This window comes from Mesorhizobium sangaii, assembly GCF_014207355.1.
Lineage (GTDB): Bacteria > Pseudomonadota > Alphaproteobacteria > Rhizobiales > Rhizobiaceae > Mesorhizobium > Mesorhizobium sangaii.
On the sequence record NZ_JACHEF010000001.1, the window covers coordinates 584,628 to 603,442 of the forward strand.

An 18,815-nucleotide genomic window follows, 5' to 3' on the forward strand; every position below is an offset into this window, starting at 1 on the left:
CGCGAATTTGTTGGCGGAGGCGCGCTTGGACGACACCACCCCAGTTGCAATCATCGGTGCCGGGCCAGCGGGTCTGGCTGTTGCCGCATGCCTGCGGCAGGCCGGGGTTGACTTCGTTCTTCTCGAAAAAGAGGCGCAGGCCGCACCCGCCTGGCGACGCCACTATGAGCGCGTCCACCTGCACACGACCAAACGCTATTCCTCGCTGCCTTTCGTGCCCTTTCCCAGGGATTATCCGCGCTATGTGCCGCGCGATCTTTTCGCCGACTACCTCGATGCCTACGCGCAACGCTTCGACCTGCGGGCCCGTTTTGGACAGTCAGTGCGGATGATCACCCGGCAAGGTAGAGGCTGGCATGTCGAGGCGACATCCGGCGACCTGCATGCCTCTCACGTTGTGATCGCGACGGGCAACAACGCCGAGCCGTTGATGCCCGGATTTGCCGGCGCCGATGCCTTCAGGGGTGAAAGGCTGCATAGTGCCGACTATCGCAACGCCACGCCATTTGCCGGCCGGTCGGTGCTGATCGTCGGCATGGGCAACACCGGCGCCGAGATTGCGCTCGATCTGGTGGAAGGGGGCGCGCGGCCGACGATTTCGGTGCGCGGCGGCGTTCATATCGTGCCGCGCGAGCTGCTTGGCGTGCCTATCCAGATGATCGGCATGGCGGCTCGCCTGATGCCGCAACGCATCAATGATGCCTTGTTCCCCGTCATCCTCGATCTGACGCTGGGCAGGCTGGAGAAATACGGGCTCAAGCGGCCTAGCCAAGGGATGTTACAGCAGATCGCCGTGGCGTCGCGCATTCCCGTGATCGATGTCGGCACGGTCGACAAGATCCGCGAAGGCGCGATCAAGGTCGCACCCGACATTGCCGAGATCACCGAGCAAGGCGCCCATTTTGCCGACGGCAAGCACCACGAGTTCGATGCGATCATCTTCGCCACCGGCTTCCGGCCGGGCTATGCCAGGTTGCTGGAGCCTGGCATCCAGCCGGGCCGCAGCGGCGTCAACGCACGCGCTTCGGAGCTCGGCCTCTATCTCATCGGCTTTCACAATACGGTGACCGGACTGCTGCGCGAAATCTCGATCGAGGCAGGGCAGATCGCCGACGACATCCGGCTGCGACGGGATCGAAAGAATGCGGCCGAAATCCTGCCAATATGACTTGATGACTTGGCACGGGGAGCAGAGCTCTCTTCGGCCTCAGTCTGCCGCGCGCAGCCACACCTTGTTGTCGTGGAACGCAGCGCCACCATACGGTGCCGGCGCATCGGCGCCGGTCAGCACGTTGATGCCTTCGCCGCGCTCATGCGCGCTGTTTGGCCAGATGCCTTCGGCGATGACGACGCCGCGTTTGATCCCGTCGAACAGTCTTGCGTGCAGCACCACTTCGCCGCGCTGGTTGCCGACCTCGACGCGGTCGCCGTCGGCAAGCCCATGGGCCGCCGCATCGTCGGGATGCAGAAGCAGTTCCGGCCGCACTTCCTTGGCCTTCGACACCGGTGTTTCCGAAAATGTCGAGTTGAGGAAGTTGCGCGCCGGCGATGTCGCCAGCCGGAACGGATGCGCCTCGTCGGCGACCTCGATCAGGTCGACATGGTCGGGGAATTCCGGCAACCGCTCCACCGGGCCGAACAGGCCCATGCTCTTCGGCGGCCGGTTGGGTGCCGCCTGCCCGGTCCAGTCGGCGCGGAAGTGGAATTTCCCATCCGCATGGCCGAAACCCTTGATGAAATGCGCGGTGTCGAAATCCGGCTGCAGGTCGACCCACTTGTCTTCCTTCAAGCTGTCGAAGCTACCCAACCCGCGCTTGCCCAGGATGATGTCGATATGCTGCTGTTCGGTCAGGCCGAAGCCCGGACGATCGGCGACGCCGAGGCGCTCAGCCAGTTCCTCGATGACGAAATGGTTGGTGCGCGGCCCTTCCGGCGGGTCGATCAGCTTGGGGCCGAGCGTGATGTGTTGGTTGCCGCCGCCCTTGTAGACGTCGTCATGCTCGAGGAACATTGTCGCCGGCAGCACGACGTCGGCGAGCTTTGCGGTGTCGGTCATGAATTGCTCGTGCACGCAGGTGAACAGGTCGTCGCGCAAAAAACCCTGCTTCACCAGCCGCTGCTCGGGCGCGACATTCACCGGGTTGGTGTTCTGGATCAGCATCGCCGTCACCGGCGGACCGCCATAGAGCGCGTCCTTCGCCCCAGTCAGCACCGGGCCGATGCGCGAATGGTCGAGATAGCGGATCGAGGGATCGCGCATCCTCGTGCCTTCCAGCACCTCCTGGTTGAGCTTGAAGATACCGGAATTGGAATGGAAGGCGCCACCGCCCTCATATTGCCAGCAGCCGGTGACGGCGGCGATGGAGGCGGCGGCGTGCATGTTGACCGAGCCGTTGCGCTGGCGCGAAAACCCGTAACCGAGACGGAAATAGGTTTTCTTGGTCGTGCCGACGAGGCGGGCGAAAGCCTCGATCTCGGCGACCGTCAGACCGGTGATGCCGGCCGCCCATTCCGGTGTGCGCGTCCGCAGATGCTCTTCCAGCCCCTTGGGGTCGTCGGTGTATTTTTCGAGATAGGCGCGATCGGCCATGCCTTCCCTGAACAGGACATGCATGACCGCGCAGGCCAGCGCGCCATCGGTGCCGGGCTTCAGCACCAGGCCGAGGTCGGCCTGTTTCATCGTCGCGTTCTCGTAAACGTCGATGACGACGATCCTGGCGCCGCGCTCCTTGCGCGCCTTGATGGCGTGGGTCATGACGTTGACCTGCGTGACCACGGCATTGGTGCCCCAGATCACCACGCAATCGGATTTCGCCATTTCGCGCGGATCGGGGCCGCGCAAGGCGCCGGCCCCCATCATCCAGCCGGTCCAGGCCAGATTGGTGCAGATCGAACCGAAAAAGCCGGAGTACTTCTTGGCGTGGCGCAGCCGGTCGATGCCGTCGCGCTGCACCAGCCCCATCGTGCCGGCATAGTAGTAGGGCCAGACCGTCTCTGAGCCGTATGTCTTCTCGGCCGCGATGAACTTTTCGGCGACGAGGTCTAGCGCGGCCTCCCAACTGGCGTCCTTCCAGGCGCCGTCGCCCTTGGCGCCGGCCCGCACCAGCGGCTTCAGCAGACGGTCGGGATGATGGACGCGGTCGGCATAGCGCGCGACCTTGGCGCAGATGACGCCTGCGGTATAGCTGTTGGTCTTGGCGCCGTGGACACGGCCGATGCGGTTGCCATCGAGCAGCTCAACCTCGAGCGCGCAGGTCGACGGGCAATCATGCGGACAGGCCGAATGGCCGATGCGAAGCTTTGCGTGCTGGTTCATGCCGCGTACCTAACGGCTTTCGGGCGCGGTGTGTAGGGCCAGCTCTTACCCTCCCCTTGATCGGGAGGGTCGGCGCGCAGCGCCGGGGCGGGGTGAATCGTCGAGCTGCCCCCACCCCGCTCCGCTTCGCGGATCGACCCTCCCCCCAAGGGGAGGGTAATCACTCCGCCGTGCCTTCCTCGTATTCGGCCGACATGGTCAGCCATTTTTCCTCGTGGCCGGCCAGCGTCTGGGTCAACTGCGAGCGCTCCTTGGCCAGCCGGGTCGCCGTCGAGGGATCCTTCTCGTAGACGGCGGGATTGGACAGTTCGTCCTCGATGCCGTCGATGCGCTTGCGGATGCGGTCCATCAGCGCTTCGGTGGCGCGGATTTCCTTGGCCAGCGGCTCGAAGGCGGCGCGACGCGCTGCCGCATCGCGGCGGCGGTCGGCCTTTGACGCCTTGTCCGCCTCGCGCTTGCCGCGGCGGTCGCCCGACGCACCGGTGACAAGCGTCTTGTAGTCTTCGAGGTCGCCGTCATACGGGTTAACCGCGCCGTCCTTGACCAGCCACAGCCGGTCGGCGGTCGCCTCCAACAGATGACGATCGTGCGAGATCAGGATCACCGCGCCCGGAAATTCGTTCAGCGCATGGATTAGCGATTCGCGGCTGTCGATGTCGAGATGGTTGGTCGGTTCGTCGAGGATGAACAGGTTCGGGCCCTCGAAGGCCGACAGACCCATCAGAAGTCGCGCCTTCTCGCCGCCCGACAGATCCTTGGCGGCGGTGTTCATCTTCTCGGTGGTGAGACCGAACTGGGCGACGCGGCCGCGCACCTTGGATTCCGGAGCCTCCGGCATCAACCGGCGGACATGCTCATAGGCGTTCTCCTCCGGCCGGAGGTCGTCGAGCTGGTGCTGGGCGAAGATCGCCACCTTCAGGCCCGGCGCCACTGTCATGGTGCCGCTCTCCTGCTTCAGCCGGCCGGACAGCAATTTGGCGAAGGTCGACTTGCCGTTGCCGTTGGCGCCGAGCAGAGCGATGCGGTCGTCGGCATCGATGCGCAGCGTCATCTTCTTGAGGATCGGCTGCCCCTCGGTGTAGCCGACATTGACGTTGTTCAGCGCCACGATCGGCGAGGCCACCGTCTTCACCGGCTCGGGGAAAGAGAACGGCCGCACCGTATCGTTGACGATCGCGGCGATCGGCTTCATCTTCTCCAGGGCCTTGATGCGCGACTGCGCCTGCCTCGCCTTGGAAGCCTTGGCGCGGAAGCGCTCGACGAAGGATTCCATATGCTTGCGGGCGGCTTCCTGCTTGACCCGACCCTTCTCCTGCAGTTCCTTCTGCTCGGTATACTGACGCTCGAACTGATCGTAGCCACCACGCCAGAAGGTCAGCTTCTTCTGATCAAGATGAACGATAGAATTGACGGCGCGGTTGAGCAGGTCGCGATCATGCGAGATCAGAAGAACGGTGTGCGGATATTTCGACACATAGTTTTCCAGCCACAGCGTGCCTTCGAGGTCGAGATAATTGGTCGGCTCGTCGAGCAGCAAAAGGTCGGGCTCGGCAAACAGCACCGCCGCGAGCGCCACGCGCATGCGCCAGCCGCCCGAGAAGGACGAGGCCGGGCGGCGCTGCGCAACATCATCGAAGCCGAGACCGGCAAGAATGGTGGCCGCGCGCGACTCGGCCGAGTGCGCGTCGATATCGGCCAGCCGCATGTGGATGTCGGCGATGCGGTGCGGATCGGTGGCGGTCTTTTCCTCTTCAAGGAGTGCCGTCCGCTCGAGATCTGCCTTGAGCACGATCTCGATCAGCGGGTCCTCGGTGCCGGGTGCTTCCTGCGCCACCTGGCCGATGCGCGTGTTCTTGGGCAGGCTGATCGAGCCCGTCTCGGAGGCGAGGTCACCGGTGATGGCCTTGAACAGCGTCGTCTTACCGGTGCCGTTGCGACCGACAAGACCGGCCTTGGTGCCGGCCGGCAAGGTCAGCGAGGCGTGGTCGAGAAGCAGGCGTCCGGCCATGCGGAGCGAAAGGTCGTTGATGATCAGCATGGCCGCGCTTTTGCACCGGACATCAACGCTTCGCAAGACCTTGCGGGCCAGTTGGCCGCACAAGCCCTGAAAACGACGCCCGCAAAGGCGCCGTCAAGGCAGCCGATCAGCCCGCCTACCCGGCCGGGGCAGCGCTCAGGCAGTTCCCTTGCGCTTCGTCGTCTTGGCCACGACGGCCGGCGCTGCTGCCGGCTTGCGGCCAAGTCCCGTCGACTTTGCCAGCGCCGACCGTGTCGCCGAATAGTTTGGCGCAACCATCGGATAGTCCGGCGGCAAGCCCCATTTGGCCCGGTAGTCGTCCGGGCTCAGGCCATAGTCGGTCCTGAGGTGTCGCTTGAGCGACTTGAACTTCTTTCCGTCCTCAAGGCAGATGATGTAGTCGGGAAACACCGACTTCTTCGGGTTCACGGCCGGAACCAGGGTTGGGCTTTCAGTGACAGGCGCACCAGCCAGCTTGCGAACCGAAGCGCTGACGCTGGCAATCAACTCGGGCAGACCGGAAGCCGGAAGCGGATTGTTGCCTATATAGGCCGAGACAATATCGGCCGTCAGTTCGATAACGGTCTTATCATCGATATTTGACAATTCTTTCACCCTATTTGCGACAAAGTCGTCCACCCCAGTGAAGACTTGTCTCTTCGTATCTTTTTAACCGGCCCCCCCAACGGACCGCCAAGTCTCAACAAGGAATCAAGACTCGCAAAAATTACTTTTCATGGGAAATCGACGTCGCGCAAATTAGAAAATCTAATACTTGGGACTAGCAGACTTAGCAGCGCGACCGTCGGCCAATATCTCTAGAATACGCTTCCAACGGGCACAACGCCCGAAGTCCTTTTGCTCTATGGCCTTTTCGGCCTTCATGGCGGCATAAAGCGGTGCCTCGGCGCCGAATTCCTTGATCAGCCAATGCGCTTCCTGCCTGGCAAGACGTTCGTTTTCGTCAAACATGGTTCTCGGCCTCCGAACGTTCCACGCCAACCGCGACGCAACTGCCGATGACGAGGATGGCTCCGACAATGGCCGTCATCGTCAGCCTTTCGCCCGACAGCGTCAGCAGCAGCGTCGAAGCAATCGGGGTGAGATAGGCGACGACCGCGACCTTGCCGCTGCCTTCGAGCTTCAACGCGCGTGACCAGAAGTAGTAGCCCAAGCCCATCGGACCGGCGCCGAGATAGAGGCCGAGAGCCAAGTCCGTGCCGACGGGCCAGGCGAAGCCGTCGCGAGCGCACCACAAGAACGTCAAGGCGACACCGATGAGCGACGATGGCAGCAACAGGCGATCCGACGAGGTGGCAACCCGTCCCACCATGATCGAATAGAAGGCCATGCACAGTGCGGACCCGAATGCGGCGACATAGCCGACGAGATCGCCCTGGAGCCAGGATTGGTTACGGCCTCCCGAAATCACCAGTGCAACGCCGATGAAGCCCACGACCGCGGCGAGGCCCAGCAGCACCGGGCGCCGCGGATTCTGCAGAGCGATGACCGCCGCCGCGACCATCAACGGCCAGGTGTAGGCCACCAGATTGGCCTCGATCACCGGCATCGATGCGAAGGCGATGTATTGCAGCACCATGGTGCCGACCAGACCGATGAAGCCGACCGCGAGAGACACCAGCGCGGGCCCTGCCGAAACTGGCACGGCCCTTTCCCCGCTCATCAACCGGATGGCGGCGAAGACGAGGGCAGCTCCTGTAAACTGCAGGAACTGCACCTGCGACACCGGATGGCTGGCCAGCAGGGATTTGCCGACCAGCGCATTGGTCGACCACAACGCCACCGCGCCGGCGGCAAAGACCAGCGCGGATACCGAGCCGGATCCATGCCCAGGGAGCCGGCGTGGACCTCTATCTCTGTGTTCGACCATGATCCTGTCCGAAAACCGGTTCCCACGTTCCGGGATCATGGCTGATTACCATGATTCCCTGGATCCGCCCGGAATCGGCGCCTCGGACGACGCCGGGACGGGATGCTCTTGTTCGAACCGGCGATAGGCCGGCAACTGGTTGTTCCAGACGTCTTCGGCCAGTTCGCTGACCCATTCGCGGTCATGGTCGTTATCGGCGGCGAGATAGAACATGCGGTTGTCGTCGACATAGGGCTTGGCCACCGAGCGCTGGTTGAGCACCAGCGTGACGCGCTCGCCGAACCGGATCGGCGCGGTGCGATGCAGGACACCGAGAAACTGCCCAAGCGTGGCGTAGTTGATCTTGTGATCAATGCGCATGACACGGTTGCGCGGAATCTCGCGGCCGGATTCGAGGATGGCGCGGCCGGTTTCGGAGTCGTCGCAGTAGATTTCGAGATGGCCGCCGACCAGCGGATTGCTGATCGACAGCGGAATGAGCTCGGTGACCGGGACGCCATCGCAATGCCATTCCACGGCGCCATCCTTGGGATTCATGAAGGTCACCGTCGAGCCGACGATCGACAGCGGATAGGGCTCCAGCTTGGTGCCCATCATGTCGGAAAGCCGCTCCAGGCGCAGCTTGTCATGCAGCAACTCCTTGATCTCGGGGATAAAACGGTCGGCGCCGGTGATGAAGGTCAAGTCGAGGTGCTTGTGCACGGCATGGCTGGCCTTGAGCTTCAGAGCAGCCTCCTCAATTGCGGCAAGCAGTGCCGGATCATAGCCGTGCAGATATTGCGCAACGCCGAAACTCGACACTTTCCAGGCGGTTTCGTGACCGATGATGGCTTCGCGGCTCATCGCATAACGCAGTTCGGGGATGGTATGGGCGTTCATTGTACTTCTCCAGGATGGGGGCAACACTTGATAAACAGTCGATTAGATCACCCACCCCTGTAAAATTAGGAATGCTGGTGCTAGTGTAAGCCCAGCTTAAGGTCGAAACCGTGCGTCTGCTCAGTCAGGTCAACCTCAATTCGCTGAAAATCGTGGAGAGTGCTGCGAGGCACGGGAATTTCACGCGCGCCGGCGAAGAACAGTTTATCACCGCGTCAGCGGTCAGCCAGCGCGTCAAAAGCCTTGAGGATCAACTGCGTTTCAAGATTTTCCAGCGCGGCGGCAATGCAGTGTCGCTGACGCCGGAGGGCGAGACTTATGTCTCGCGCGTTCGCGAGGCGCTGGAGCGGATCGTCGCCGCCAGCATGGAGGCGACCGGGCAATCGCAGGAGCATCTGTTGAAGATATCGGTGCTGCCGACTTTTGCGGCACGCTGGCTGTTTCCGCGCCTGCCGCTGTTCCAGCGGCAACATCCCGATATTGTGATGCGGGTCTCGACATCCTACGCCACGCATGAATTCACGACTTCCGAGTTCGATCTCGAAATCCGCTATGGCGACGGCCACTTCCACGGGCTGCGGTCCGATCTGCTGTTTCGGGAAGACCTGACGCCGGTGTGCAGCAGGAAACTCTTCCACGAAATCCTGGGCGACAAGCCGCTATCGAAGGTGAGGCCCGAAGATCTGCGCCACTTCACGCTGCTGCATTCCGACACATGCACCCAGAACTGGCAATCATGGCTCGACTTCGCCGGCGCCGGCTTCGTGCTCCGGGAGACCAAGAGCATCTATTTCGATTCCTGCATGATGTCCTACGAGGCGGCTAACGCCGGATTGGGATTTGCAGTGGCCAATCGTGCCTATATGGCCAGCGATATCCGGGCCGAAAGGCTGGTGGCTCCATTCAAGGTGCACCACCCGAATACGGCGGGGTGGTATTTCGTCTGCCCCGACAAGGCGCTGCACGCTCGCAAGGTATCGCTGTTCAAACAGTGGATCGTGGCGGAAGCCGCACTGACGCAGAACCAGTTGGACAGCGAGACCGCCGGCTGAACTTCGAACAGCCCCAACCGGGATCAGGCGAAAGCCCTGCCCTCCTCGGTGCGCTGGAAGAGCATCAGGTCCAGACCCAGGCTTGGCCGTCCCAGGATGGTCAAGATCGTATGCGCCTGGCCGCGGTGATGCGTCTGGTGGTTGAAGACATGATCCAGCGCCGGTGCCAGCCTTTGCGAGACCGTGCGCATGTCCGAGACTGTCATGTAGGTGAAGCGGCCCGTCAACGCCTTGTCACTGAGGCCGCCGACCCAATCGACGATCCTCCTGTCCTCGGCTTCACGCGCCATCCGCAGGCCGGGCAAGCCCCGGTGGAGGACGGCATCCAGCGTCGTCGGCGCGTCGCCCTCGCCGGTGAAGCGCTTCATCCAGATGCGGTCGGCTGTCAGCAAGTGGTTGAGCGTGCCCATCATTGAGCCGAAGAAGGCACCGACATTGCGGTTGAATTCCTCTTCGTCGAGTTCGGCCGCAGCATCGTAGATGCGGTTGTTGGCCCATTGATTATAGGCCGCAAACATCATGAAATGCTGTCTCATGGCTTCCCTCGGCTCGCATCGATGCGGGGGCCTACCTAACCCGCTAGGACCCCAACGCCAATGACCATTCTGCTCTATGACCTCGTCGGACGCGACGCGAGCCGTCCGTTCAGCCCGCATTGCTGGAAGGTGGCGATGGCGCTTGCCCACAAGGGGCTCGACTTTTCGACCGCACCGACGCGCTTTCTCGAAGTGCCCGCTGTCGAGGGCGGCGTTTCGAAAACCGTTCCGGTGATCCGCGACGGCGAGACGGTCGTCGCCGATTCCTTCGCCATCGCGCTCTATCTCGACGAAACCTATCTGGATCGGCCGACGCTGTTTGGCGGCGAAGGCGGCAAGGCGATGGCGCGCTTCATCGAACGCTGGTCGCAACTGACGATCCATCCCTACGTCACCACCGCGGCGATCATCGACCTCCACGCCATGCAGGACGAGGACAACGCCGCTTATTTCCGCCAGAGCCGTGAGCAACGCCTTGGCAGGAAGCTGGAGGATGTCGTCACCGCGCGCGCCGCCGGGCTGGCAACATTCCGCGCCGCACTGGAGCCGCTGCGCTCAATGCTCGGCTACCAGCCCTACATCGGCGGCGCGTCGCCGCTGTTCGCCGACTACATCGTCTTCGGCGCCCTGCAATGGGCGCGTATTGCCTCGCCCTACCAGCTGCTCGACGACAGCGACGTGGTGGCGCAATGGTTCGCCCGCTGCCTCGACCTGCACGGCGGGCTGGCACGAAAGGTGGCGGCGGCGTGACGCCGTAGCGCCTGACCTTGGCGCTGGGCAGGCACGCGGGCCGTCAATCCCTTGCGGGGAAGGCCAGCTGCGAGATAGCCAAGCCTACTTGGCTGCCGCCTTTTTTGGCTTGCTGGTCTTTGTGGCAGGCTTCGCCACCTTGGGGGCGGCTTTTGCCTTGGGAGCGGCTTTTGCCTTGCCGGCGCCAGCTGCCTTTTTGGCCGCCGACTTCCCCCCGGCATCCTCCTGGTCGATGTAGGCTACCGCCTGATGCCAATGGCGATCATGCTGACCGGCCGGTTGTCCCTCTTCCAGCCAGATCTGATGCGCGCGGTTGCGAATGCGTTCCTGACGATCGTCTGCCATGATCATGTTGTCTCCCTTCGGGCCGACTTCAGCGCGGCGCCGACACGCAACTATAGCAAGCAAAGCATCGCATTGCAGCCATCCGATCTCGCCTGTTGTCCGCCTCATCGGCGCCGGCCTGACACAGAAACGCACAGCTGCTCCGGCCCTTCGCATCGCTGCGGGCGTTAGTTACTCTGAAAGCCAAGCAATTGGCTTTCCGTCCGCCTCGCTGACCATCCCTCGCCCCTTTGGCCTCACCCCTTGGCAATGGGCCGGGCGGCTTGTATAGAGCCCGCCACTCTCAATTCCATTCTCATCACAAGGACGACCCATGGCGCTCGAACGCACCTTTTCCATGATCAAGCCGGACGCTACCCGGCGCAACCTCACCGGCGCCATCACCAAGATGCTGGAAGAGGCCGGCCTGCGCATCATCGCCTCGCGCCGGGTCTGGATGAGCCGCCGTGAGGCGGAAGGCTTCTATGCCGTCCACAAGGACCGTCCGTTCTTCGGCGAACTGGTGGAATTCATGTCGTCGGCACCGACGATCGTGCAGGTGCTGGAAGGCGAGAACGCCATTGCCAGGAACCGCGAAGTGATGGGCGCCACCAACCCGGCCAATGCCGCCGAAGGCACCATCCGCAAGGTGCATGCGCTGTCGATCGGCGAAAACTCGGTGCACGGTTCCGATGCGCCGGAGACGGCAGCAGAAGAGATCAAGTACTGGTTCTCGGACACCGAAATCGTCGGCTGACACGACAGTCCAGACCTTTGAACCCCTGTAAAAAGGCCGGCGTTTCGCCGGCCTTTTTCATTGGCGCAACGATCTGCGCCCATTGAGATCGTCAAGGCCAAGGCGACGGTGGCGCTGGGGTGACGCCGGACCGGAATCAGCTTGCGGCGCTGAAGCGCAGGATCTCTCGGCCATGCTTGTCTGATATGACGAGCTTGCCGTCGCCGACACTGTATGACGCCGCCTTGGTCAAGGCATCGAACAGCGCCTTTTCCTCAGCCATCACTTCGGGCGCGCAGGCCTTGTAGGTCGAGCCGATGTCGCTGATCGCGATCGCCTGGCCTTCGACCTTGGCGGTGGCGAAATAGGTGTTGCAGGGACCGCTGCCACCCGCCTTGCCGGCCTCGCTGATCCTGAACGTGGCTTGCGGCGCGGAGATGGCGCCAATGCCGTCGACATAGTCGACCAGCCAGATCTGACCAATGACAGAAGCCGTCTGCTCGGCACTCGGCGTGACCATCTTCAGCACGATGGTCTGCGGCACGTCGGTCAGCGGATCGACCTGATGGCGCATATCGGAGATGAACAGGAGCTTGCCGTCGACGGTAATGCGGGCTTGCAAGGCGTAGTTCATCTGCGACCGGATGACGGACGAATCGAATTTGATCTCGAAGCTGATCGGCACCTGGCCGGCCGGCTTCACGTTCTGCTCGCCGATGATCGTGGCCGGCGCGTCGGCGACCGAGACATCGGCAAGCTGGACGGAGAGCACGGCACTTGGCGGCAAGGCGATGCGCTCGCGATAGATCACCTCGCCTCGAACGGTATTTTCGGCGGCAACAGACAGTTCCGGCACGGCCAATATGCCGACGACCAGAGGCACGAAACCGAAGACGAAAAACTCCGCGATCCTCTCCAGCATGACCATCTCCCTCGCCCCGGGCTGCCAATGCCCAAGCTGACCAACCGCGATCAATTGGCCAAAGGATTGCGGTCAATGCATGGCTGCGACAGGATTTTATTCGGACGGTTTCCAGCGCTGTGCGGCCTTGGCGTCGGCTTCCTTGGCCTCGACCCAGCCGCCCTCGGAGCCGTCTGCGCGATGTTCCTTCTTCCAGAACGGCGCACGCGATTTCAGGTAGTCCATGAGAAAGTTCGCTGCCTCGAACGCCGCCTGGCGATGCGCCGATGCCGCCACCACCAGCACGATGTTGTCGCCTGGCGCGATCTTGCCGTGGCGGTGGATGGCGGTGAGGCCTTGTAGCGGCCAGCGCTGAACCGCTTCAACGGCGATGCGGCTGATCTCGGCTTCCGCCATGCCGGGATAATGCTCGAGTTCGAGTGCCGAGAGCGCACCCTGCTCGTCGCGGCAAAGGCCGGAGAAGGTCACCACGGCGCCGATGTCGGCGCGGCCTTGCGTCAGCCTGGCGATCTCTGCAGCGACGTCGAAATCTTCGCGCTGGATCCGCACCGTCGGCACCACGGCGGCCGACATGGATCAGCCCCCGGTCATCGGCGGGAACAGCGCAATCTCGCGGGCGCCCGATATTTTCTCGCGATGCTCGACATGTTCCTGATTGATGGCGACGCGGATCACGTCGGGATATTGCAGCGCGTGCTCGTAGCCCTCGCCACGCGATTTCAGCCAGCGCAGGAGGTCGGCGACCGTCTCGATGCCGGCAGGCAAGTCGACGTCTTCCTCAGGCAGGCCGATCCGCTCGCGCACCCAGGCAAAATAGATGAGCCGGGTCGTCATCTCACTCGTCCATGATGTGCTTGAGGCCGGCGCGGAAATAGTCGTAGCCGGTGTAGAGCGTGACCAGCGCCGCGATCCACAGCAGCACCAGCCCGGTCTGGGTGGTCAGCGGGAAGATCTTGTCGCCGGCCGGCCCCGCCAGCAGGAAGGCGATGGCGACCATCTGGATCGCGGTCTTCCATTTTGCCAGTTGCGTCACCGGCACCGAGACCTTGAGCGCCGCCAGATATTCGCGCAGGCCGGAAACCAGGATTTCGCGGCACAGAATGATGATCGCCGCCCACAGCGACCAGCCGGCGATGCCGGCATGGCGATCGGTATCGGCCGCCAGCAGCAGCAGGCAGGTGGCGACCAGCAGTTTGTCGGCGATCGGGTCGAGCATCTTGCCGATGTTGGAGGTCTGCTGCCAGGCGCGCGCCAGATAGCCGTCCAGGTAATCCGTGACGCTTGCGAGCAGGAAGATGATCAGCGCCGACCAGCGGGCGAAGTCGCTCGACTTCAGATGTCCCTCGAGAAAAAAGCACAGCACCACGAGCGGCACCGCGACGATGCGGGCGTAAGTGAGCATGTTGGGCAGGTTGAACGCGCGCTTGGCCATATCTTCGGGGAACTCTTTCTGCCTGCCTACTCAAATCAGAAGCTGTTGTAGGGGGTCAACAGGCCAAAATCGATTGGCCAGCCGAAAAGTACCGAATCCGCGTCAAAGTGCGATGCAGGTCGTTGTCCCAAAACCGCTGCGCACTTTTGGGCGACATGGACTCTTCCTTCATGCATGTCGTTGTCCCAAAACCGCTGCACACTTTTGGGCGACATGGACTCTTCCTTCATGCATGTCGTTGTCCCAAAACCGCTGCACACTTTTGGGCGACATGCATCAGCTCTCGTGAAAATGATTGTAGACCAGTTTCGCCACCTGTTCGGAAATGCCGTCGACTTTCCTTAGATCCTCGATGGCGGCACGGCTGACCGCCTTGGCGGTGCCGAAATGCATGAGCAGGGCGCGCTTGCGGCCCGGGCCGATGCCGCTGATCTCGTCGAGCGGGCTCTTGACCATCTCCTTCTTGCGGCGCGCACGGTGCGAACCGATGGCGAAACGGTGGACCTCGTCGCGCAGCCGCTGGACAAAGTAGAGGACGGGATCGCGAACCGGCAACGAAAACGAATCCCTGCCCCTGACGAAGAAACGCTCGCGGCCGGCATCGCGGTCCTGACCCTTGGCGATGCCGATGGCCACGACGCGGTCCTCGATGCCGAGATCCGAGAGGATCTTGCGCACCGCCGTCATCTGACCCTGGCCGCCGTCGATCAGGATGACGTCGGGCCAGGCCGGGAAACTGCCTGAGATGTCGTCTTCGATATCATCGGCCGCCTCGCCTGCTGCCGCATCGTCGGCCACGACGACATCGCCATGCTCCTTGAGCAGGCGCGAGAAGCGCCGCTCCATCACCTCGCGCATCATGCCGAAATCGTCGCCCGGCGTGATCTCGGTCGAGCGGATGTTGAACTTTCGATACTGGTTCTTGACGAAGCCTTCCGGCCCGGCGACGACCATGGCGCCGACGGCATTGGTGCCCATGATGTGCGAATTGTCGTAGACCTCGATGCGCACCAGAGGCTTGGGCAAGCCGAAGGTCTCGGCAAAACCGGCGAGCAGCCGGCCTTGCGTCGAGGTTTCGGCCAGCCTGCGGCCGAGCGCCTCACGGGCATTCTGCAGCGCGTTGTCGGTCAGGTCCTTCTTCTCGCCGCGCTGCGGCACCGAGATCGCGACCTTCCGGCCGGCGCGGGTTGAGAGCGCTTCGGCCAGCAGTTCCTGGTCCTCGACGGGGCGCGACAGAAGAATGGTGCGCGGCGTCGGCTTGTCGTCATAGAATTGCGCCAGGAAGGAGCCCAGCACTTCTGATCCCTCCAGCGCCGGATCGGCCTTGGGGAAATAGGCGCGGTTGCCCCAGTTCTGGCCGGTGCGGAAGAAGAACACCTGGATGCAGACCTGGCCGCCTTCCTGATGGATGGCGAAGACATCGGCTTCGTCGACGGTCGCCGGATTGATGCCCTGGTGGCTCTGCACATGCGACAGGGCCGCCAGCCGGTCGCGATAGATGGCGGCGCGCTCGAAATCGAGGTCTTCCGAGGCCTGTTGCATGGCGGCCGAGATTTCCGTCTTCACCTTCTGGCTGCGGCCAGACAAGAAATCCTTCGCCTCGCCGACCAACTCGGCATAGTCCTCGTGCGAAACCTCTCCGGTGCAGGGGCCGGCGCAGCGCTTGATCTGGTAGAGCAGGCACGGCCGCGTCCGGTTCTCGTAGAAGGAGTTGGTGCAACTGCGCAGCAGGAAGGCGCGCTGCAGCGAATTGATGGTGCGGCCGACCGCGCCGGCGGAGGCAAAGGGGCCGAAATAGTCGCCTTTGCGCGAGCGCGCGCCGCGGTGCTTGTAGATGCCGGGCGAGACATGGTCGCCGGTCAGCAGGATATAGGGAAACGACTTGTCGTCGCGCATCAGAACATTGAATCGCGGCCGCAAGCGCTTGATAAGATTGGCTTCGAGCAGCAGCGCTTCGATCTCGGTGCGGGTGACGACGAACTCCATCGTCGAGGTCTCGCGAACCATGCGGCCGATGCGGCTGGTGTGGAACCTGCCTTGCGCGTAGTTGGTGACGCGCTTCTTCAGGCTGCGGGCCTTGCCGACATAAAGCACGTCGCCGGCCGCGTTCATCATGCGGTAGACGCCAGGCGCGTTGGGCAGCCGCTTGACCAGCGTCTGGATCACCTCGGCGCCGACCATGCCTTCAGCGTCGCCGGCATGCGGCGTCCAGTCGATTGCGGTGAAGGCTACGTCGGGCCCAGCGGGTTCGACGATCTCCTCCACCGCCTCGTCCTCAAGGTCGACTTCGGGAGGCATGTCTTCTGCGCCCCGGCCCGGCTTGCTTTTCTGATCCACGGGACTCATTCCGCCATGCCTGTCACATCGGGCGTCTGCCATGCAAGATGCTGGCCGCCATCGAGCGCGATCATCTGCCCGGTCACAGAGCGCGCTTCCCAAAGATACCGGATGGTGGCCCCGAATTCCGGCAATTCCGGGCCGCGCTTGAGGATCAAACCCTCGACCTGTGCGGCAAAATCGCTGTCGTCCTGGCGGGCATTCTTCAGGGTCGGCCCTGGGCCAATGGCATTCACCCGGATGCGGGGACCGAGCGCTTGCGCCATCATCTGCGTGGCCGTCCACAGCGTCGACTTGGACAGTGCGTAGGAGAAATAGCGCGGCGTCGGCCGCCAGACGCGCTGATCGATGATGTTGACGATCAGGCCCTCTTGTTCCTGCGGCAACGCCCGGGCGAAATTCTGCGCCAGCAGCGCCGGCGTCTTTACATGCACGGCAAAATGCCGATCCCAGGCCCGCCAGTCGAAGTCCAGCACAGAATCGTCCTCGAACAGCGACGCATTGTTGACCAGCAGTGAGAGCGGTCCGAGCGCTGCTTCCGCCTGGCCTACAAGGTCACCGGCGGCGTCCATGTCGGCCAAGTCGGCGGCGACCACGGCGGCGCGGCCACCGCTCCGGTTGATCAGCCCGGCCATTGCATCCGCTTCGTCGCGCGACCGATTGCAGTGGATGGCGACGGCAAAACCATGGGCGGCGAGATCCTCGACGATCGCCCTGCCGATCCGTTTCGCCCCGCCCGTCACCAGCGCCGTGGCAGTGGCTATGCTCATATGGTGTCAATCCTCAATTTCGGCCCGAAAACACGATGCCGGCGAAATATGGCCCCGCATGCGTTAAATGGCGTTCGCACCTTGGGCAGCATTGTGGCGAACCCACCGATTGGGCATTCCGACTCGTCCTGGGGTGGAGCAGCCCGACCGCAATATAGGACGCTGGACTCCTTGCACCAAGCGGTGTGCAGTGCAGCATGAGACAGCTCCTGCCATTTCGCTGTTGCGAAGATGCAACGTCAAGTTTCCGCCTCATTCGCGCCGGGGAATGACCCAAGTTCAGGTTCGCTTCAGCCGCATTTTGACACGACATTTGGAACCGACGAACGCCAGATCCGTTTCACCCCCCGGACGGGTCGATGGCGATCGTGAGAAACAAGCCTGTGTCCTGTGGCTTAAGGAGTAAAGAACAATGCAAGCCAATTTCAAATTCGCACGGCCGTTGGCCGTGGCGCTCGGGCTCTTCGCCCTCAGCGGAACCGCCTACGCCGCAGACGTCGTCCAGGAAGAGCCGCCGGCACCTGCCCCGGTTGCTGAATTGCCTGTGGCGTCCTGGGCCGGCCCCTATGCCGGTATCAATCTCGGCTATGGCTTTAGCGGCCGTACCAAAGAAAGGGATTTCGACGTTGAAACCGATACCAAGGGTTTCATCGGCAGTGTCTTCGGCGGCTACCAGTGGCAGCAGGAGAACTTCGTCTACGGTGCTGAAGCCGAACTCGGCTACAATGGCGTCAAGGGCGACGATAACGGCATCGACTCCAAGGCCGGCTTCGAAGGCTCGCTGCGTGCCCGTCTTGGCTATGCCGTGACCCCGGAAATCCTGCTCTACGGCACCGGCGGTCTCGCCGGCAGAAACCTGAAGGTGGAAGACACTGTCCTTGGCACCAGCGATAGCGCTACCATGCTCGGCTGGACCGCCGGTCTTGGCACCGACATCAAGCTGACCGACAACGTGTTCGGCCGCGTCGAGTATCGCTACACCGACTTTGGCAGCAAGGACTTCGGTGGTGGCATCGGCAGCGTCAAGGCAACCGACAACCGCGTCACCTTCGGCGTCGGTATGAAGTTCTAAGTCGTTCAAGCCACGACACGAAAAAGCCGGGCCTCGCGCCCGGCTTTTTTTGTGTTCAATGGATCACTTCACCCGGGGATGCAGCCTTTCAACTCGGGAAATTTCTCATCGAAGCGCGCTGCCCAGCGCGTCAGCCGGGCGCGGCCCTTTTCCCACTTTCCGGCAAAGCGCAATGCGAGATAGCCAAGGCAGGCGCGCAACGCGATCTGCCCGGCGGTGATCTTCTTCGGCAGCTTTGGCGGGTTGGCGTTGAGCAGATCGAGTGCTGCCGTGATCTTCGCCCACTGCCGGTCGAGCCAGGGCTGGTAGACCATCTCTTCAGGTCGCGTCCGTCGTTCATAGACCATCGACAGCGCGCAGTCGCAAATGCCGTCCGCCAACGCCTCCAGCACCTCCGCCTCGAGACGCTTGTCGGAGTTGCGCGGGAACAGTGCGTTTTTCGAAACACGGTTGAGGTGCTGGGTAATGGCGCGGCTGTCATGGATCGAGCGGCCGTCGTCGAGGATCAACACTGGAATCTTGCCGAGCGGGTTGGCCTCGATCAGCACCGCAGGTTTGTCCTCGGTCTTGACCGGCACCGCATCGATGGCGATGCCGGCATAGGCCGCGGCCATACGCACCTTGGAGCTGTAGGGAGAGGTTGAAGCGTAGAGCAGTCTGGGCATGATCGGGTTCCTGTTTGCCGGCCGGCACTTTTGACCGGGAGCGGCTGCCCGGCAATGGCCAGGCAACAAAAAACCAACTGCCAGAAACCCGGTGATGGTTTCCTGCGATGACCATC

At 62.7% G+C, this 18,815-nt stretch carries 21 protein-coding genes; 5 read left to right on the forward strand and 16 right to left on the reverse strand.

Features of this window, described 5'->3' with window-relative positions:
* The first annotated feature begins 25 nt into the window (after positions 1-25).
* Positions 26-1,168: a flavin-containing monooxygenase gene (locus tag HNQ71_RS03020; RefSeq protein ID WP_184871109.1), complete on the forward strand. Its 1,143-nt coding sequence runs from the start codon at positions 26-28 to the stop codon at positions 1,166-1,168.
* A gap of 39 nt (positions 1,169-1,207) precedes the next feature.
* Here HNQ71_RS03020 and HNQ71_RS03025 read toward each other — a convergent pair whose 3' ends face one another.
* The 6 genes from HNQ71_RS03025 to HNQ71_RS03050 form a co-directional block, all read right to left on the reverse strand.
* Positions 1,208-3,316, reverse strand: a complete 2,109-nt coding sequence (locus HNQ71_RS03025; protein ID WP_184871110.1) for a molybdopterin-containing oxidoreductase family protein — start codon at positions 3,314-3,316, stop codon at positions 1,208-1,210.
* Positions 3,317-3,476: 160 nt separating this feature from the next.
* Positions 3,477-5,354, reverse strand: coding sequence for an ABC-F family ATP-binding cassette domain-containing protein (locus HNQ71_RS03030; protein ID WP_184871111.1), 1,878 nt, complete (start codon positions 5,352-5,354; stop codon positions 3,477-3,479).
* Between the two features lie 135 nt (positions 5,355-5,489).
* Positions 5,490-5,939, reverse strand: coding sequence for a Ros/MucR family transcriptional regulator (locus HNQ71_RS03035; RefSeq protein WP_184871112.1), 450 nt, complete (start codon positions 5,937-5,939; stop codon positions 5,490-5,492).
* Between the two features lie 162 nt (positions 5,940-6,101).
* Positions 6,102-6,305, reverse strand: coding sequence for a hypothetical protein (locus HNQ71_RS03040; protein ID WP_184871113.1), 204 nt, complete (start codon positions 6,303-6,305; stop codon positions 6,102-6,104).
* Entirely contained in the window at positions 6,298-7,224 is a 927-nt protein-coding gene (locus HNQ71_RS03045) for a DMT family transporter (RefSeq protein WP_184871114.1), read from the reverse strand. The genes HNQ71_RS03040 and HNQ71_RS03045 overlap by 8 nt, the downstream gene beginning before the upstream one ends.
* Positions 7,225-7,269: 45 nt before the next feature.
* Positions 7,270-8,103 (reverse strand): hypothetical protein, encoded by an 834-nt coding sequence (locus tag HNQ71_RS03050; RefSeq protein WP_184871115.1) that lies wholly within the window; start codon positions 8,101-8,103, stop codon positions 7,270-7,272.
* A gap of 110 nt (positions 8,104-8,213) precedes the next feature.
* On the opposite strand from HNQ71_RS03050, the gene HNQ71_RS03055 reads away from it, so the two are divergent.
* Positions 8,214-9,155, forward strand: a complete 942-nt coding sequence (locus tag HNQ71_RS03055) for a LysR substrate-binding domain-containing protein (RefSeq protein ID WP_184871116.1) — start codon at positions 8,214-8,216, stop codon at positions 9,153-9,155.
* Between the two features lie 23 nt (positions 9,156-9,178).
* On the opposite strand, the gene HNQ71_RS03060 is transcribed toward HNQ71_RS03055, so the two are convergent.
* Entirely contained in the window at positions 9,179-9,691 is a 513-nt protein-coding gene (locus HNQ71_RS03060) for a DinB family protein (protein WP_184871117.1), read from the reverse strand.
* 60 nt (positions 9,692-9,751) lie between these two features.
* On the opposite strand from HNQ71_RS03060, the gene HNQ71_RS03065 reads away from it, so the two are divergent.
* Positions 9,752-10,441, forward strand: coding sequence for a glutathione S-transferase family protein (locus HNQ71_RS03065; RefSeq protein ID WP_184871118.1), 690 nt, complete (start codon positions 9,752-9,754; stop codon positions 10,439-10,441).
* Between the two features lie 84 nt (positions 10,442-10,525).
* On the opposite strand, the gene HNQ71_RS03070 is transcribed toward HNQ71_RS03065, so the two are convergent.
* The gene (locus HNQ71_RS03070) at positions 10,526-10,792 is read right to left on the reverse strand and encodes a DUF2934 domain-containing protein (RefSeq protein WP_184871119.1); all 267 of its coding nucleotides are present in this window, start codon (positions 10,790-10,792) and stop codon (positions 10,526-10,528) included.
* 307 nt (positions 10,793-11,099) lie between these two features.
* On the opposite strand from HNQ71_RS03070, the gene ndk reads away from it, so the two are divergent.
* Positions 11,100-11,522 carry a nucleoside-diphosphate kinase gene (gene ndk, locus HNQ71_RS03075; RefSeq protein WP_184871120.1) on the forward strand — a complete coding sequence of 141 codons (423 nt, stop codon included), beginning with the start codon at positions 11,100-11,102 and terminating at the stop codon, positions 11,520-11,522.
* Between the two features lie 136 nt (positions 11,523-11,658).
* Here the strand turns inward: ndk and HNQ71_RS03080 are convergent, their stop codons facing one another.
* The 7 genes from HNQ71_RS03080 to HNQ71_RS03110 all read right to left on the reverse strand — a co-directional run bounded on the left by HNQ71_RS03080 (position 11,659) and on the right by HNQ71_RS03110 (position 16,962).
* Positions 11,659-12,423: a YbaY family lipoprotein gene (locus tag HNQ71_RS03080; RefSeq protein WP_184871121.1), complete on the reverse strand. Its 765-nt coding sequence runs from the start codon at positions 12,421-12,423 to the stop codon at positions 11,659-11,661.
* A gap of 96 nt (positions 12,424-12,519) precedes the next feature.
* Positions 12,520-12,996, reverse strand: a complete 477-nt coding sequence (locus tag HNQ71_RS03085; protein ID WP_184871122.1) for a molybdenum cofactor biosynthesis protein MoaE — start codon at positions 12,994-12,996, stop codon at positions 12,520-12,522.
* Between the two features lie 3 nt (positions 12,997-12,999).
* On the reverse strand, positions 13,000-13,257 hold the full coding sequence (gene moaD / locus HNQ71_RS03090; RefSeq protein ID WP_095086303.1) for a molybdopterin converting factor subunit 1: 258 nt from the start codon (positions 13,255-13,257) through the stop codon (positions 13,000-13,002).
* A gap of 1 nt (position 13,258) precedes the next feature.
* Positions 13,259-13,855, reverse strand: a complete 597-nt coding sequence (pgsA, locus tag HNQ71_RS03095) for a CDP-diacylglycerol--glycerol-3-phosphate 3-phosphatidyltransferase (RefSeq protein ID WP_027034531.1) — start codon at positions 13,853-13,855, stop codon at positions 13,259-13,261.
* Between the two features lie 35 nt (positions 13,856-13,890).
* A complete protein-coding gene (locus tag HNQ71_RS03100) occupies positions 13,891-14,085 on the reverse strand; it encodes a hypothetical protein (RefSeq protein ID WP_184871123.1) in 195 nt (64 codons plus the stop codon).
* 46 nt (positions 14,086-14,131) lie between these two features.
* Positions 14,132-16,201, reverse strand: a complete 2,070-nt coding sequence (uvrC, locus tag HNQ71_RS03105; protein ID WP_184871124.1) for an excinuclease ABC subunit UvrC — start codon at positions 16,199-16,201, stop codon at positions 14,132-14,134.
* The gene (locus tag HNQ71_RS03110; RefSeq protein WP_184871125.1) at positions 16,198-16,962 is read right to left on the reverse strand and encodes an SDR family oxidoreductase; all 765 of its coding nucleotides are present in this window, start codon (positions 16,960-16,962) and stop codon (positions 16,198-16,200) included. The genes uvrC and HNQ71_RS03110 overlap by 4 nt, the downstream gene beginning before the upstream one ends.
* 412 nt (positions 16,963-17,374) lie before the next feature.
* Between HNQ71_RS03110 and HNQ71_RS03115 the strand changes: the two genes are divergently transcribed.
* Positions 17,375-18,034 (forward strand): outer membrane protein, encoded by a 660-nt coding sequence (locus tag HNQ71_RS03115; protein WP_184871126.1) that lies wholly within the window; start codon positions 17,375-17,377, stop codon positions 18,032-18,034.
* Between the two features lie 68 nt (positions 18,035-18,102).
* Here the strand turns inward: HNQ71_RS03115 and HNQ71_RS03120 are convergent, their stop codons facing one another.
* Positions 18,103-18,699 (reverse strand): glutathione S-transferase family protein, encoded by a 597-nt coding sequence (locus HNQ71_RS03120; protein ID WP_184871127.1) that lies wholly within the window; start codon positions 18,697-18,699, stop codon positions 18,103-18,105.
* Positions 18,700-18,815 lie beyond the last annotated feature (116 nt).